This is a genomic window from Sphingomonas dokdonensis, from assembly GCF_002197685.1.
GTDB lineage: Bacteria > Pseudomonadota > Alphaproteobacteria > Sphingomonadales > Sphingomonadaceae > Sphingomonas > Sphingomonas dokdonensis.
In genome coordinates, this window is the sequence record NZ_NBBI01000001.1 from 806,530 (window position 1) to 822,002 (window position 15,473).

Annotated in this window: 12 protein-coding genes; 9 read left to right on the forward strand and 3 right to left on the reverse strand. The window is 65.1% G+C overall.

Annotated features, from left to right (window positions below):
• Positions 1-55: 55 nt before the first annotated feature.
• From SPDO_RS03770 to SPDO_RS03780, 3 genes are read right to left on the reverse strand one after another with little or no spacing between them, the layout of a single operon-like run.
• The gene (locus SPDO_RS03770) at positions 56-1,843 is read right to left on the reverse strand and encodes an AMP-dependent synthetase/ligase (RefSeq protein WP_088366058.1); all 1,788 of its coding nucleotides are present in this window, start codon (positions 1,841-1,843) and stop codon (positions 56-58) included.
• Positions 1,844-1,893: 50 nt separating this feature from the next.
• Positions 1,894-3,618: a gamma-glutamyltransferase family protein gene (locus SPDO_RS03775; protein WP_245829071.1), complete on the reverse strand. Its 1,725-nt coding sequence runs from the start codon at positions 3,616-3,618 to the stop codon at positions 1,894-1,896.
• Between the two features lie 32 nt (positions 3,619-3,650).
• Positions 3,651-4,679 (reverse strand): quinone-dependent dihydroorotate dehydrogenase, encoded by a 1,029-nt coding sequence (locus tag SPDO_RS03780; protein ID WP_088366059.1) that lies wholly within the window; start codon positions 4,677-4,679, stop codon positions 3,651-3,653.
• 167 nt (positions 4,680-4,846) lie between these two features.
• On the opposite strand from SPDO_RS03780, the gene SPDO_RS03785 reads away from it, so the two are divergent.
• From SPDO_RS03785 to glgB, 9 genes are all read left to right on the forward strand, one after another.
• Positions 4,847-5,308: an SUF system Fe-S cluster assembly regulator gene (locus tag SPDO_RS03785; RefSeq protein WP_088366060.1), complete on the forward strand. Its 462-nt coding sequence runs from the start codon at positions 4,847-4,849 to the stop codon at positions 5,306-5,308.
• The gene (gene sufB, locus SPDO_RS03790; RefSeq protein ID WP_088366061.1) at positions 5,308-6,771 is read left to right on the forward strand and encodes a Fe-S cluster assembly protein SufB; all 1,464 of its coding nucleotides are present in this window, start codon (positions 5,308-5,310) and stop codon (positions 6,769-6,771) included. Before SPDO_RS03785 ends, sufB begins: the two co-directional genes overlap by 1 nt.
• Before the next feature lie 64 nt (positions 6,772-6,835).
• Positions 6,836-7,579: a Fe-S cluster assembly ATPase SufC gene (gene sufC, locus SPDO_RS03795; protein WP_088366366.1), complete on the forward strand. Its 744-nt coding sequence runs from the start codon at positions 6,836-6,838 to the stop codon at positions 7,577-7,579.
• Positions 7,576-8,655: a SufD family Fe-S cluster assembly protein gene (locus SPDO_RS03800; protein ID WP_088366062.1), complete on the forward strand. Its 1,080-nt coding sequence runs from the start codon at positions 7,576-7,578 to the stop codon at positions 8,653-8,655. Before sufC ends, SPDO_RS03800 begins: the two co-directional genes overlap by 4 nt.
• Positions 8,631-9,875 carry a cysteine desulfurase gene (locus SPDO_RS03805; protein WP_088366063.1) on the forward strand — a complete coding sequence of 415 codons (1,245 nt, stop codon included), beginning with the start codon at positions 8,631-8,633 and terminating at the stop codon, positions 9,873-9,875. Before SPDO_RS03800 ends, SPDO_RS03805 begins: the two co-directional genes overlap by 25 nt.
• Before the next feature lie 10 nt (positions 9,876-9,885).
• Positions 9,886-10,356 carry an SUF system Fe-S cluster assembly protein gene (locus tag SPDO_RS03810; protein WP_088366064.1) on the forward strand — a complete coding sequence of 157 codons (471 nt, stop codon included), beginning with the start codon at positions 9,886-9,888 and terminating at the stop codon, positions 10,354-10,356.
• Entirely contained in the window at positions 10,356-10,709 is a 354-nt protein-coding gene (locus SPDO_RS03815) for a HesB/IscA family protein (RefSeq protein ID WP_088366065.1), read from the forward strand. The genes SPDO_RS03810 and SPDO_RS03815 overlap by 1 nt, the downstream gene beginning before the upstream one ends.
• A 68-nt stretch (positions 10,710-10,777) precedes the next feature.
• Complete coding sequence (locus SPDO_RS03820) at positions 10,778-13,213, forward strand: glycogen/starch/alpha-glucan phosphorylase (protein WP_088366066.1); 2,436 nt, start codon at positions 10,778-10,780, stop codon at positions 13,211-13,213.
• On the forward strand, positions 13,210-15,378 hold the full coding sequence (glgB, locus tag SPDO_RS03825; protein ID WP_088366067.1) for a 1,4-alpha-glucan branching protein GlgB: 2,169 nt from the start codon (positions 13,210-13,212) through the stop codon (positions 15,376-15,378). The genes SPDO_RS03820 and glgB overlap by 4 nt, the downstream gene beginning before the upstream one ends.
• The last annotated feature ends 95 nt before the right edge of the window (positions 15,379-15,473 follow it).

The following is a 15,473-nucleotide window of genomic DNA, read 5'->3' on the forward strand; positions in this document are numbered from 1 at the left end:
GAAAACCGGCGTCCTTCTTGGTTTCGGCCGATCGCTCGCCGAGACCTGACGTGCCTTAGCCCTTGTAGAGCGCCTCAAGCCGATCGCCATAGACACTGCGCAGCACGTGGCGGCGGATCTTCAGGCTGGGTGTCAGCTGCTCGTTTTCGATCGTGAACGGTTCGTCAGCCAGGATGAAGCGGCGCACGCGCTCGGTGACCGACAGGTCCTTGTTGGTGCGCTCCACCGCCGCGCCGATCGCCGCGCGATAGTCGGCATCCTGGGCGAGCGAGGCGAAGTCGCACTTCGTACCGCGCGCGGCGCAGAATTCCTGCGTCCATTCGGGGTCCGGTACGATCACCGCCACCATATGCGGCTTGCGGTCACCGGCGATCATCGCCTGCATGATCTCGGGCTGAAGGGTCAGCATCCCCTCCACCTTCTGGGGCGCGACATTCTCGCCCTTGTCGTTGATGATGAGATCCTTCTTGCGGTCGGTGATCTTGATCCGGCCGACGCCATCGATCACCCCGATGTCGCCGGTGTGCAGCCAGCCGTCGTGCAGCACGCGCGCCGTCTCGGCCGGATTGCGCCAATAGCCGTGCATGACGAGTTCGCCGCGCACCAGGATCTCGCCATCCTCGGCGATCCTCACCTCCGTGTGCGGCAGCGGCGGGCCGACGCTGTCTACTGTCACGCCGACCTTGGGGCGATTGCACGAGATGACCGGCCCGGCCTCGGTCTGGCCATAGCCTTGGAGGAAGGTGACGCCGAGCGACTGGAAGAACACGCCCACCTCCGGTGTTAGCGGCGCACCGCCGGACACCATCGCCTTCATCCGCCCGCCGAACTTCTGTGCGATGCGCGGCTTGAACAGGCGGTCGACCAACAGCGCCTTCGGTCGGTCGATCAGCCGCAGCGTACCCGCCGCGCGCCGCTCGCCGATCTCCAGCGCGGCGCTCAGCAGCCGTTCGGACAAGCCGCCCTGTTTGGCGATCGCCTTGCCGATGCGCAGCCGCAGCACCTCGAACAGGCGGGGCACCACGAACATGATCGTGGGGTGCACCTCCTCCATGTTGGCGGCGAGCTTCTCCAGCCCTTCGGCGTAATAGATCTGCCCGCCCATCGCGATCGGCAGCATCTGCCCGCCGGTATGCTCGTAAGCGTGGCTGAGCGGCAGGAACGACAGGAACACTTCGTCACCCCAGCCCAGATCCTCCGAGATCACGTCCGCGCAGCCGGCGATGTTGTGGAGGATCGCGCCATGATGCTGCATCACGCCGCGTGGCGCGCCGCCGGTGCCCGAGGTGTAGATGATGCAGGCGGTGTCGGCGCGGGTGAAGGTGGCCGTGCTCGCGATCGCTTGGGGATCGGTCGCATGCTCCTCGATCAGCCCAGCCCAACTGCAACTGCGCACACCCAAGGGCCGCGGTCGAAGCTGGTCAAACGCGATCACCGTTTCAATGTGGGTGGTACGCAGCACCGCCTTCAGTAACGAGTCTGCCAGCTTCTGCGTCGACACGATCACCGCGCGCGCGCCGGAATTCTCGATGATGTGCGCATGATCGCGCTCGGTGTTGGTAATGTAGGTCGGCACGGTGATGCAGCCTGCGCCCATGATCGCAAGGTCGCTGATGCACCATTCGGGGCGGTTCTCGCTGATCAGCATCACGCGGTCGCCCGGCTGCAGCCCGATCGATTTCAGCGCCGCGGCGAGACTCGCGACCTGCCGCGCGGCCTCCGCCCAGCTGGTCTGCTGCCATGCTCCACCGCGCTTGGCCCACAGAAACGGCGCGTCACCCTTTTCCCGTGCGCGGGTGAAGAACATCGTCACGAGGTTCGGGAAATGCTCGAGCTGGCGCATGGCCGCATCCTCTCTCAATGCTGGCTTTCTCTGCTGGCGCTATCGGCCGCTTATTGCTGAAGTGCGGTGCCTACGCTGCGCGGATCGGCGGCGCCGCGCCAGCCGGCGGCGGTCTTCTCCGCGGCATTGGCCTTCAGCCCCAGCTTCGCCACCGATACCTTGTGGCCCATCGCCTCAAGCGCGGGCTTCATCGCCGGCAGGTTGGTGCCCTGTTCCAGCACCAGCCCGTCCTTGTTGAAGAATACCAGGCCCTGGCCGAGCGCCTCGCGCGCTGGCATGCCCCAGTCGAAATGCGCGATGATCGCCTTGGCGACCTGCATGATGATCGTCTTGCCGCCGGCCGCACCGACGGTGAACACCGGCTTGCCGCTCGCATCGTAGACGATCGTCGGGGACATTGAGGACAGCGGGCGCTTGCCCGGCTGCACGCGATTGGCGACGGGGGCACCGTCCTTCTCGGGGGCGAGACTGAAGTCGGTCAGCTCGTTGTTCAGGACGTAGCCGTTGGCCATCAACTGGCTGCCGAACGGCATTTCGATGGTCGAGGTCATGGTGGCGATGTCACCGGCTGCATCGATCGCAATAAAATGCGTTGTGCCATGCTCGTTACGCTGCGGCGCGCTGGTCCGCGGCGGGGCGCCCGGCGGCGTGCCCGGTTCGTAGCTGCCGAGCGCACGCGTTTCGGAGATCAGCCCGGAGCGCTTGGCGATGTACCCGCGGTCGATCAGCCCGGCGACCGGCACGTCGACGAAATCCGCATCACCAAGATATTTGTCGCGATCGGCGTAGGCGAGCTGCATTGCCTCGCCGATCAGATGCCAGGCGACCGGCGAATCCTTGCCGAGCTTGGCGAGATCGAACCGCTCCAGCATGCCGAGCACCTGGAGAACGGTGGTGGCACCGGAGGACGGCGGCCCCATGCCGCACACCTTGTAACTGCGATAGGTGCCGCACACCGGCGCACGCTCGGTCGCCTGATATTTGGCGAGATCGGCCTCGGTGATATCTCCCGGCGCGACCTTGCTGGTGGTAACGGCGGCGACCAGCGCCTTGGCGTTCTGGCCGCGGTAGAAGGCGTCAGGGCCTTCGGCGGCGATCCGGCGCAGCAGCTTGGCAAGCGTCGGGTTGGTGATCCGGTCGCCCTCCGCCAGCGGCTTGCCGGCGCGCGAATACATGCCGGCGATGGTCGGGAAGCGGCTTGTCGCCTTGGCGACGCCGGTTGAGGTGCCGCCCTCCGGCCCGGCGACGGCGGTCGTGCCGCCGGTCCACATCGGCGTCAGGTTCGTGCTGGCGGCGGCCATCGGGCGGGTCACCGAATAGCCGTTCTCCGCCAGCCGGATCGCGGGGGCGAACAGCGCCTTCCACGGCAGCTTGCCCCATTTCCTATTGGCGAGCGCGGCAAGGCGCACGTTGCCGGGCACGCCGACCGATCGGCCGCCGGGGAACGCTTCGACAAACGGCACCGGCTTGCCGTCGGGACCCAGGAAGCGCTGCGGCGTCGCCGCCATAGGTGCGCGCTCGCGCCCGTCGATCGTCTCCAGCGGGCCCTTGGCGGATTGATGGACCAGGAAACCGCCGCCCCCGATGCCGCTCGACTGCGGCTCCACGACGGTCAGCGCAAGCATCATCGCCATCGCCGCGTCCGCCGCCGATCCACCGGCACGCAGGATCTCGCGACCCGCCTCCGTGGCGCGCGGGTCGGCGGAGGTGACCATTCCCTGCGCAGCGGCGGGGAGGGGGGCGAGCAATGCGGCGAGCGCCAGCAGGTTCTTCATGGAGCGCGACCCTATCGGCGCCTTCCGCCGCGTCAACCGGCACCCACTGCCGACGACACTGACGCATATCCGTCACGCCGCAGCAGCGCGGCCAGATCGCGCAGGATGCGGAGCGGCAGGCCAGGGCCGGCATAGACCATCGCGCTGTACAGCTGGACGAGGCTCGCGCCGGCGCGGATGCGGGCATAGGCCTCCGCCCCGCTGTCGATGCCGCCAACGGCGATCAGCGGGATCGCGGCGCCCGTCGCGGTGCGGAACTCGGCCAGCTTCTGCCGCGCGAGCGCCTTCAGCGGTGCACCCGACAGGCCGCCGCTCTCGCCGGCATTGGCGGACGAAAGCGGCGGACGAGAGATGGTGGTGTTGCCGAGGATCAGCGCGTCGAGACGATGATCGATTACGGCCCGCGCGATGTCGTCGATCGCCGCGACATCGAGATCGGGCGCGACCTTCAGGAACAACGGCCGGCTGCCCGCGGCTTCTCGTGTCGCAGCCAACAGGTCGCGGAGTGCCGCGCCATGCTGGAGGTCGCGCAAGCCCGGTGTGTTGGGCGAGCTGACGTTGATGGTCACGTAATCGGCCACCTTAGCGGCCGCGGTCACCCCGCCGACGTAATCGGCGATGCGGTCCGCGGCATCCTTGTTCGCTCCGACGTTGAGCCCCATCACGCCGCGCCGCTTAGCAGGCAACCGGTGAAGTGCCGCCGACAGCCCGCCGTTGTTGAAGCCCATGCGGTTGATCACCGCGCCGTCTTCCACCAGCCGGAACAGGCGGGGCTTAAGATTGCCCGGCTGCGCGAGCGGGGTAAGCGTACCCACCTCCACTGCGCCGAAGCCGAGTGCGTGTAGTCCGGTGACCGCCTCGCCATCCTTATCGACTCCGGCGGCGACGCCGAGTGGATTGGCGAAGTCCAGCCCTGCGACTCGCGTCGCCAGCACCGGATCGGCAACGACGCGGGCGCCCGGCGTACCGATCCGGCCCCAGGCGGCGAGGCCGCGTATGGTGAGGCGATGCGCGCGCTCGGCATCGAGAGCGAACAGGGCGGGGCGCAGCGCAAAGGTCATGCCTCGTCCGGTGCCCGCGAAGCGACGGTGAAATCAAGAGGTGAGATCCGACGCGCGCTGGTTCGGCGCAGCGCTGATGCGCCGCAACACAGGCGGTTGATTTCCGTACGTGGCGCGCCCATCTGACAATCGGAACGAAACAGTCCGATTTGAGAATAGCTCGCAACATGCGCTTGTCCAGCCTTGCCGATTATGCCGTCGTCATGATGACGGCCGCGGCGCGCCATTGCGGCGGGCTGGCGCGTGTCAACGCGACAAGCCTGGCCGAAGAGACCGGCGTGCCGCTGCCGACCGCGCAGAAGCTGGTCAGCCGGCTGTCGTCTGCCGGGTTGATCGAGAGCACGCGCGGCACGGGCGGTGGGTTTCGCCTGTCTCGGCCGCCCGCCGCGATCACGCTTGCTGACATCATCGAAGCGGTGGAGGGGCCGATCGCGCTCACCAACTGCGTCGATCCGTCGCACCACGAATGTGCGCTTGACGGCACGTGCCGCGTGAAGCCGCATTGGCCGGTGGTGAACAATGCGGTTCGCGGCGCACTGGCGGGCGTGACCCTGACGCAGCTTGCCGGACAATCCTTGCCCGCTCCCCATGAGGGGCGGACTACGCATGACATGAGAGTTGAAGCCTGATGGCCACCAAGAACGCCGAGGCGCTCGCCGCCGTATCCAAGAAGTACGAGTGGGGCTTTGCCACCGAGATTGAGCAGGACTTCGCGCCCAAGGGGCTGAGCGAGGACACGGTGCGCTATATCTCCGCCAAGAAGGGCGAGCCCGAGTGGATGCTCGACTGGCGGCTGAAGGCCTATCGCAAGTGGCTGACCATGGCATCGCCGGACTGGGCCAAGCTCAACGTGCCGCCGATCGATTATCAGGACGCATATTATTATGCGGAGCCGAAGCAGAAGAAGACGATCGCGTCTTTGGACGAGCTCGACCCGGAGATCCGCCGCACATACGAGAAGCTCGGCATTCCGATTGCCGAGCAGGAAGTGCTCGCCGGCGTCGAGGGTGCGCGCAAGGTCGCGGTCGACGCGGTGTTCGACAGCGTCAGTGTGGCAACGACGTTTCGCGAGGAGCTGAAGGCCGCCGGCGTCATCTTCCTGTCGATCTCCGAAGCGATCCGCGAATATCCCGAGCTGGTGAAGAAGTGGCTCGGCAAGGTCGTGCCGCAGCATGATAATTACTTCGCGACGCTGAACAGCGCGGTCTTTTCCGATGGCACCTTCGTGTACATCCCGGAAGGTGTGCGCTGCCCGATGGAGCTTTCGACCTATTTCCGCATCAACGCGGAAAATACCGGGCAGTTCGAGCGCACGCTGATCGTCGCCGACAAGGGGGCGTACGTCTCATACCTCGAGGGCTGCACCGCCCCGATGCGCGACGAAAACCAGCTCCACGCTGCGGTGGTCGAGCTGGTCGCGCTGGACGACGCCGAGATCAAATACTCGACCGTCCAAAACTGGTATCCGGGCGACGAGAATGGCGTGGGTGGCATCTACAATTTCGTCACCAAGCGCGCGTTGTGCCAGGGCAAGAACAGCAAGGTTTCGTGGACGCAGGTCGAAACCGGCTCCGCGGTGACGTGGAAGTATCCGTCCTGCGTTCTCGCGGGCGACGGCAGCGTCGGTGAGTTCTACTCGGTTGCGGTGACCAACAATCGCCAGCAGGCGGACACCGGCACCAAGATGATTCACCTCGGCAAGAACACTCGCTCGACGATCGTGTCGAAGGGGATCAGCGCCGGCCGTTCGGACAACACCTATCGCGGGCTGGTGCGCGTCGCGCCTACCGCGGAGGGCGTGCGCAACTTCACCCAGTGCGACAGCCTGCTGCTGGGCGACCAGTGCGGTGCACATACGGTGCCGTACATCGAGGTCCGCAACCCGAGCGCGCAGATCGAGCACGAGGCGACCACGTCGAAGATCAGCGAGGACCAGCTGTTCTACGCCATGTCGCGCGGCCTCGATCAGGAAGCCGCCGTGGCGCTGATCGTCAACGGCTTCGCGCGGGAGGTGCTTCAGCAACTACCGATGGAATTCGCCGTCGAGGCGCAGAAGCTGCTGGGGATCAGCCTAGAGGGCTCGGTCGGATGATCCGCGCCTCCGTCACTCACCTTTGCGGGTCGGCCGCTCCGACCGCCTTCATCTCGGAATGACCATGCTCAAAATCGAAAACCTTCACGCCGAGATTGACGGCAAGACGATCCTCAAGGGCCTCAACCTTTCCGTGAATGCGGGTGAGGTGCATGCGATCATGGGGCCGAATGGCGCCGGCAAGTCGACGCTCGGCTATGTGCTCGGCGGTCGCCCGGGCTATGAAGTCACCGAGGGCAGCATCACCTTCGATGGGCAGGACCTGCTCGAACTGGAACCGCACCAGCGCGCAGCCGCGGGCGTGTTCCTAGGCTTCCAATATCCGGTCGAGATTCCCGGCGTGTCGAACGTTCAGTTCCTGCGCGAGGCGCTGAACGCGCAGCGCGGCGGGCGGGGCGAGAAACCGCTGTCGGGGGGCGAGTTCCTGAAGCTGGCGCGCGAGGAAGCGAAGAAGCTCGACATGGACGCCGAGATGCTGAAGCGCCCGGTCAACGTCGGTTTTTCCGGCGGCGAGAAGAAGCGCAACGAGATGGTGCAGATGGGTGTCATCGATCCGAAGTTCGCGATTCTCGACGAGACGGACTCGGGCCTCGACATCGACGCGCTGCGCATCGTCGGCGACGGCATCAACCGCATCATGCGCAAACCCGACAAGGCAGTGCTGCTCATCACGCACTACCAGCGGCTGCTCGACTATGTGAAGCCGGACTTCGTTCACGTTCTCGCCGACGGTCGGATCACCCGCTCGGGCGGTGCGGAGCTCGCGCATCAGCTCGAGCGTGAAGGCTATGCCGAGGTGGCGGCGTGAGCGACGCCGTGCTCGATCTACCCTCGACGCGCGAGGAGGCGTGGCGCTGGGCCGACCTGGGCGGTCTGGCGGCCGCCGCCGCGCTGGCGCCGGTTGCCGAACCCACGCACGAGTTCCTCGATCTTCCCGGTGCGCGCCTGTTGTTCGTGGATGGCGTGCTGGACGAGGGGCGTAGCAGGCTGTGCAATGTTCGTCTGACGACGCTGGAAGGCGACGATCATGCGCTCGGCCGCCGCGCCGCCGGCACCGGCTGGTCGCTGCGCCTCGACGCGCAGGGCGTGGCCGATCCGGTGCAGATCGTCCATGTCGCGACCGGCGGCGAGAACCATCTCGCGTCGGAAATTGTCCTGGCGGACGACGCAGTGGCGGAGGTCGTCGAGACGTTTGTCGGTGCCGGATGGCAGAATTGCTTCACCCGAACCCGGCTGGGCAAGGGTGCGCGGCTGATGCGCTCGGTACGGCTGCTCCAGCCGGCCGGATTCGTGTCGCTGCGGGAGGCGGCGGAGATCGGCGAGGCGGCGAGCCTCGTTGCCGTGTTTCTTGGTGCCGGCGGGCAGGGGAGCCGCATCGATGCGCAGCTCGTCATGGCGGGCGAGGGCGCGTTCGTGGAATATGGCGGCACGCTGCTAACCTCGGCCGAACAGAAGCAGGAGTGCGCGGTTCGCGTGAACCATGCGCAGCCCAACGGTGCGTCGCGCCAAGTTTGGCGCGCGGTGGCATCGGATCGCTCGCAGGTCAGTCTGGCCGCCGCGGTCGACGTCGCGCGGCATGCGCAGAAGACTGATGGCGAACAGTCGCTGCGCGGCTTGTTGCTTCACCGCACCGCAACGGTGAACCTGAAGCCCGAGCTGGAGATCTTCGCCGACGACGTGAAGTGCGCGCACGGGGCCACCGTGGGCGAGCTCGACAATCGTGCACTGTTCTATATGCAGAGCCGCGGCATCCCGAAGGCGCGGGCGCAGGCGATCCTCACGCGCGCGTTCGTCGCGGACGCGCTGGAGCGGATCGGTGACGAGACGGTCCGCGCCGCGTTCGAGGCGGATGCCGATGCATGGCTGGACGCGGCGCTTCAGTGACTCAGGCGACCACCATCCTTGACGCGGCCCGCCCGCTCGACGTGCTGGCCGACTTTCCGGCGATCCCCGAAGGCTGGGCGTATCTCGATACTGCTGCGACTTCGCAGAAGCCGCAAGCGGTCGTGGACGCGATCACGCGCGGCTATGCCGAAACTTATGCCACCGTGCACCGCGGGGTGTACCAGCGCTCGGCCGATATGACGCTGGCCTATGAGGCGGCGCGGCGCCGTGTTGCCCGGTTCATCAACGGCGCGGAGGAAGAGATCGTCTTCGTTCGCGGCGCGACCGAGGCGATCAATCTCGTTGCGCACAGCTGGGCGGGCACGCAGCTAAAGGCGGGCGATCGCATCCTGCTGTCGGCGCTGGAGCATCATAGCAACATCGTGCCGTGGCAGATGGTGGCGGAGCGCGTCGGCGCGGCGATCGACGTGGTGCCGCTGACCGACGATCACCGCATCGATCTGGACGCGATGGCGGCGATGCTGACTCCAGCGCACAAGCTGGTCGCGCTAGCACATGTCTCCAACGTGCTCGGCTCGGTGCTGGACGCGAGACGCGCGACCGAGCTTGCGCACGGCGTCGGGGCGAAGATCCTGATCGACGGGTGCCAGTCGGTGCCGCGGCTGGCGGTGGACGTGGCCGACATCGGCTGCGACTTCTACGTCTTTTCCGGTCACAAGCTCTACGGGCCGACGGGCATCGGCGTGCTGTGGGGCAGGGCCGATCTGCTCGACGCCATGCCGCCGTATCAGGGCGGCGGGTCGATGATCGATCGCGTCACGTTCGCCAGGACGACCTATGCGCCCGCACCGACCCGCTTCGAGGCGGGTACGCCGCATATCGTCGGCGCGCTCGGTCTCCATGCCGCGATCGACTATGTCGAGGCAATCGGGCTGGACCGCATCCACGCGCATGAGACCGCGCTGGTCAGCCGCACGCGCGAGGCGCTGGGTGCGCTGAACTCGGTTCGCCTGTTCGGTCCGGCGGACAGCGCCGGCATCGTCTCCTTTGCGGTGGAGGGGGTTCATCCGCACGACGTCGGCACCATATTGGATGAGGCCAAGGTCGCAATCCGCGCCGGCCATCATTGCGCGCAGCCGCTGATGGAGGTGCTGGGCGTGGAGGCGACCGCGCGTGCCAGCTTCGGCGTCTACAACGGGCCGCAGGATGTTGATGCGCTGGTCAAGGGCATCGAACGAGTGAGCCGGATTTTTGGATAGGGATCTTGCGATGAGCAGCGACACGTTCCGGATCGAGGAAGTGGAGGCGGAAACCAGGCCGCCGCGCGCCCGTGTCGAGGATGCGGTCGATGCGCCTGCCGTGGGTGAGCGCAAGCGCGACTATCTCGATGGTTTCCTGACGCAGAAGCCGCAGGGCGACGCTGCGCACGAACCCGGCGGTGCGTTGTACGAGGCGATCATTGATGCGCTGAAGGAGATCTACGATCCCGAGATCCCGGTGAACATCTACGAGCTTGGCCTCATCTACAACGTCGAGGTGACGGACGGCGGCCATGCGGTGGTCACCATGACGCTGACGACGCCGCATTGTCCGGTGGCCGAATCGATGCCGGGTGAGGTCGAACTGCGCGTCGGCTCGGTACCCGGCGTGTCGATCGCCGACGTCAACCTCGTCTGGGATCCGCCCTGGGACCCGGCCAAGATGTCCGACGAGGCGCGGCTCGAATTGGGGATGTTGTGATGGCGACGACAGTTCGTGAACGCCCCGCCGCGCTGATCCTGACCGATAGCGCGAAGGCGCGGATCGCATCGCTGATGGCGCAGGCGCCGGCGGGCGCGATCGGCGTCAAGCTGTCGACACCACGTCGCGGGTGTTCGGGGCTCGCCTATTCCGTCGATTATGTGAGCGAGGCGAAGCCGTTCGACGAGAAGATCGAGACCGATGGCGGCACGCTGTACGTCGATGGCGGATCGATCCTGTATCTGATCGGATCGACGATGAACTGGGTGGAGGACGATTTCACCGCCGGCTTCGTGTTCGCCAATCCGAACGCCAAGGGTGCCTGCGGCTGCGGCGAGAGTTTCACCGTCTGATTTTGGCTCAAGCTGCACCGCAGCATCGTGCGTGACTCTGGCGTCGCCGGCGCTAAGCTTGGCTTGCCATGACCGAACCCGAGATCGCGCCCGCTCCCGCTCCCGCCCGTTCCCCTTTGGCCGATCGCATCGTCGACACGCTGATCCATCGCATCGGCAAGGACGAGCGCGCCGCGCGCAAGCATGATTGGCTCGCTGCAACCATCCTGACCCTGCGCGATGAGATCATCGACAAATGGATGGCATCGACGCGGCAGGCGCATGCCGCGGGCGCGAAGCGCGTCTATTATCTCAGTCTCGAATTCCTGATCGGCAGGCTGTTGCGCGATGCCTTGTCCAACCTCGGCCGCAATGCGGAGGTGGGCGACGCATTGGCAGTGCTTGGCGTCGATTTGGCAGAGATCGAGGAGATCGAGCCCGACGCTGCGCTTGGCAACGGAGGGCTTGGGCGGCTGGCGGCGTGCTTCATGGAAAGCATGGCGACGCTGGACCTACCCGCCTACGGGTATGGCATCCGCTACGTGAATGGCATGTTCCGTCAGCGCATTGATGATGGCTGGCAGGTGGAATTGCCCGAGACATGGCTCGCGCACGGCAATCCGTGGGAGTTTGAGCGACGCGAGAGTGCTTATTTCGTCGGCTTCGGCGGTGAGGTGATCGGCAACGAGGTCGGGCATGTTCATTGGAAGCCAGCCGAGGCAGTGGAGGCGCTTGCCTATGACACGCCGGTCGTGGGCTGGCGCGGCAAGCGGGTCAACACGCTGCGGCTATGGAGCGCGCGGGCCTTTGATCCGATACGCCTGGACGCCTTCAACGCGGGTGATCATATCGGCGCGCTGGCGGGGCAGGTGCGCGCGGAGAGCCTGGTGCGGGTGCTCTATCCATCGGATAGCAGCGCCGCCGGCCAGGAACTGCGGCTGCGGCAGGAGTATTTCTTCTCCTCGGCGTCGATCCAAGACATCGTTCGGCGTCATGTCCAGTATTTCGGCGACATCCGCACGCTGCCGGACAAGGCGGCAATCCAGCTGAACGACACCCATCCTGCCGTATCAGTCGCGGAATTGATGCGCCTGCTGATCGATCACCATGACCTGCCGTTTGACGAAGCATGGGAGATCACCCGCAAGACGTTCGGCTACACGAACCACACGCTGCTGCCGGAAGCGCTGGAAAGCTGGCCCTTGCCGTTGTTCGAGCGACTGCTGCCCCGGCACATGCAGTTGATCTACGCCATCAACGGCCGGGTTCTTCGCGAAGCCCGCAAAAGCGACGGGATGAGCGATCAGGCGGTGGCGGCGATCAGCTTGATCGACGAGAATGGCGAACGGCGGGTGCGGATGGCCAATCTGGCCTTTGTCGGCAGTCACAGCGTGAACGGCGTGGCGGCGCTTCATACCGCTTTGATGAAGCAGACGGTCTTCGCCGATCTTCACCGCCTGTATCCGGCGCGCATCAACAACAAGACCAACGGGATCACGCCGCGACGTTGGCTGATGGATTGCAACCCGGGGCTGACCGCGCTGGTGCGGGATGCGATCGGCGCCGAATTCTGTGACGATACAGCTAAACTTCAGTCGCTTGATTCTTTTTCGAATGATCCCTCTTTCCGGGAGCGTTTCTCAGGAGTGAAGCGTTCGAACAAAGTGGGACTGTCAAATTTCATCGGGGAAAGCATGGGGTTGCGTCTCGACCCCGACGCGCTGTTCGATGTGCAGATCAAGCGTGTGCATGAATACAAGCGGCAGTTGTTGAATATCATCGAAACCGTCGCACTCTACGATCAGATCCGTAGCCATCCCGAAGAGGACTGGACGCCGCGCGTCAAGATTTTTGCCGGCAAGGCAGCGTCGAGTTATCATAATGCCAAACTCATCATCAAATTGGCCAATGACGTGGCGAAGCGGGTGAACAGCGATCCATCGGTCGGTGGCTTGCTGAAGGTGGCGTTCCTACCGAACTACAACGTCAGTCTGGCGGAGCGTATCATCCCGGCGGCTGACTTGTCGGAGCAGATCTCCACTGCTGGTATGGAGGCGTCGGGCACTGGCAACATGAAGTTCGCGCTGAATGGCGCGTTGACCATTGGCACGCTCGACGGCGCCAATATCGAGATCAAGGAACATGTTGGTGACGACAACATCGTCATCTTCGGCCTGACGGCTGATGAGGTGGCGGCAAAGCGGGCAGGCTCCTATCGCCCGCGCGAGGTGATCGAGGGGAGCCGCGAACTGTCGCAGGCGGTCAACGCCATCGCGTCCGGCGTGTTCTCGCCCGACGATCCGAGCCGCTATCGCGAATTGATGAACGGGCTATACGACCACGACTGGTTTATGGTTGCTGCGGACTTCGATGCGTACACCGCGGCGCAGCGCGCGGTTGATGCGCGTTGGGCGGACCAGGCGGGCTGGCAGGCGGCAGCGATCCGCAACGTCGCGCGGGTCGGGTGGTTTTCCTCCGACCGCACCATCGGCGAATATGCGCGTGAGATTTGGGGTGTGATGTGAAGCCGCCCCGTGGCGCCATCGAGGCATTGCTAGGGGGCGAGCACAGTGACCCTTTCGCGCTGCTCGGCACCTATGCCGGGCCGCAAGGTACATTTGCCCGGACGCTTGTTCCCGGCGCGGATACAGTAGAGGCGCACAGCCTTTCGGGCGACGTGCTTGGCACCCTGACACGCGTCGATCATCGCGGTCTATTCGAGGGGTTCATCGATGGCGAGCCGCAGCCGCTGAAGTACCGCGCAAAGGCGAGCGGCGCGGAATGGATGGTGACCGACCCATACACCTTCGGCCCGGTGCTTGGGCCGGTCGATGACGTGTTGATGGCGGAGGGCACGCATTATCGCCTGCATGACAAGATGGGCGCGCATCTGATCGAGCATGAAGGTGCCACCGGTGTGCATTTCGCGGTGTGGGCGCCCAATGCGCAGCGCGTCTCCGTTGTCGGTGACTTCAACGGTTGGAATGGCAAACGGCACCTGATGCGCCGACGTGGCGACGTGGGCGTCTGGGAAATCTTCATTCCGGACCTTGCTGCGGGACAGCATTACAAGTTCGAGATCATCGGGCGTGACGGGCAGGTGCAGCCGCTCAAGGCCGACCCTTATGCCTTTGCCACCGAGCTACGGCCCGGCACGGCCTCGGTCACGGCGGCGCCGCTGGCGCATGAATGGGGCGACGACGAACACCGCGCGCATTGGGCGTCGGTGGATCCGCGGCGCGTGCCGATCAGCATCTACGAGGTCCATGCCGGATCATGGGACCGGGATGAGAATGGCTGGTTCCTCACCTGGGATGCGCTGGCTGACAGGCTGATCCCTTATGTGGTGGAGCTCGGCTTCACGCACATCGAATTTCTGCCCGTGGCGGAGCACCCCTACGATCCGTCCTGGGGATATCAGACCACCGGGCTTTACGCGCCATCGGCCCGGTTCGGCGATGTCGAGGGGTTTGCCCGTTTTGTCGACGGCGCGCATCGTGCGGGGATCGGCGTGCTCCTCGATTGGGTGCCGGCCCATTTCCCTACCGATGCCCACGGGCTGGCGAGGTTCGACGGCACGGCCTTGTACGAGCACGAAGATCCGCGGCTCGGCTTCCATCCCGATTGGAACACCGCGATCTACAATTTCGGGCGCCGCGAAGTGTCCGCGTTTCTGGTGAACAACGCCCTGTTCTGGGCCGAGCGCTATCATGTCGACGGCTTGAGGGTCGATGCGGTCGCATCGATGCTCTACCGCGATTACAGCCGTAAGGCGGGCGAATGGATCCCGAACGAGGCTGGTGGGCGAGAGAATTGGGAGGCTGCCTCCTTTCTCCAATCGATGAACCGCGCGGTATATGGCGCGCATCCCGGCTTCTTTACCATCGCCGAGGAATCGACGGCGTGGCCAGGCGTTACTCATCCGGCGCATGACGGCGGGCTCGGCTTCGGCTTCAAGTGGAACATGGGCTTCATGCACGATACGCTGAAGTACATGGCGCGCGAGCCGGTGCATCGCCGGCATCATCATCAGGATGTGACCTTCGGGCTGGTCTACGCGTTTAGCGAAAACTACGTGCTGCCGATCAGCCATGACGAGGTGGTGCACGGCAAGGGATCGATGCTCACCAAGATGAGCGGCGACGATTGGCAGCAGTTCGCCAATCTGCGCGCCTTTTACGGCCTGATGTGGGGCTATCCCGGAAAGAAGCTGCTGTTTATGGGGCAGGAGTTCGCCCAGCGGCGCGAGTGGGATGAGAGCCGTGCGCTGGATTGGGATCTTTGCCGCTCGACCTCGCATGTGGGCGTGCGCAAGCTGGTTCGCGATCTAAACATTCTGTACCGTGAAAAGCCGGCGCTTCATGCGCGCGATTGCGAACCAGAGGGTTTCGAGTGGCTGGTGGCGGACGATGCGGATAATTCGGTCTTTGTCTGGCTGCGCAAGGCGCCCGATGCTCCGCCCGTAGTAATCGTGTGCAACATGACGCCGATCGCGCGCGCGCCGTATCGATTGCCGCTGCCGCGAGCGGGATTGTGGCGCGAAATTCTGAATACCGACGCCAAGGATTATTGGGGATCGGGGCTCGGCAATCTGGGCGGCGTGGTGGCAAAGGACGGGTCGGCGATGGTGACGCTGCCGCCGTTGGCGACCATTATGTTCGAGTTCGCAGGAGAGACGGCTGCCGCGTAGCGTTTGATGCCGTCTGGCAGGGACGCGTTCCTTGCAACCAAAAATCTGGGAGCACCGCCTCCCCAACTTCCTCTCGGCCCGGGAGGAGAAGGATG

Bases quoted from the DNA above. Each gene is read 5' to 3' on its own strand.
- SPDO_RS03785 (WP_088366060.1), top strand. From the start codon at position 4,847: ATGCGCTTGTCCAGCCTTGCCGATTATGCCGTCGTCATGATGACGGCC.
- sufC (WP_088366366.1), top strand. From the start codon at position 6,836: ATGCTCAAAATCGAAAACCTTCACGCCGAGATTGACGGCAAGACGATC.
- SPDO_RS03810 (WP_088366064.1), top strand. From the start codon at position 9,886: ATGAGCAGCGACACGTTCCGGATCGAGGAAGTGGAGGCGGAAACCAGG.
- SPDO_RS03820 (WP_088366066.1), top strand. From the start codon at position 10,778: ATGACCGAACCCGAGATCGCGCCCGCTCCCGCTCCCGCCCGTTCCCCT.
- SPDO_RS03775 (WP_245829071.1), bottom strand. From the start codon at position 3,618: ATGAAGAACCTGCTGGCGCTCGCCGCATTGCTCGCCCCCCTCCCCGCC.
- sufB (WP_088366061.1), top strand. From the start codon at position 5,308: ATGGCCACCAAGAACGCCGAGGCGCTCGCCGCCGTATCCAAGAAGTAC.
- SPDO_RS03770 (WP_088366058.1), bottom strand. From the start codon at position 1,843: ATGCGCCAGCTCGAGCATTTCCCGAACCTCGTGACGATGTTCTTCACC.
- SPDO_RS03815 (WP_088366065.1), top strand. From the start codon at position 10,356: ATGGCGACGACAGTTCGTGAACGCCCCGCCGCGCTGATCCTGACCGAT.
- SPDO_RS03780 (WP_088366059.1), bottom strand. From the start codon at position 4,679: ATGACCTTTGCGCTGCGCCCCGCCCTGTTCGCTCTCGATGCCGAGCGC.
- SPDO_RS03805 (WP_088366063.1), top strand. From the start codon at position 8,631: ATGGCTGGACGCGGCGCTTCAGTGACTCAGGCGACCACCATCCTTGAC.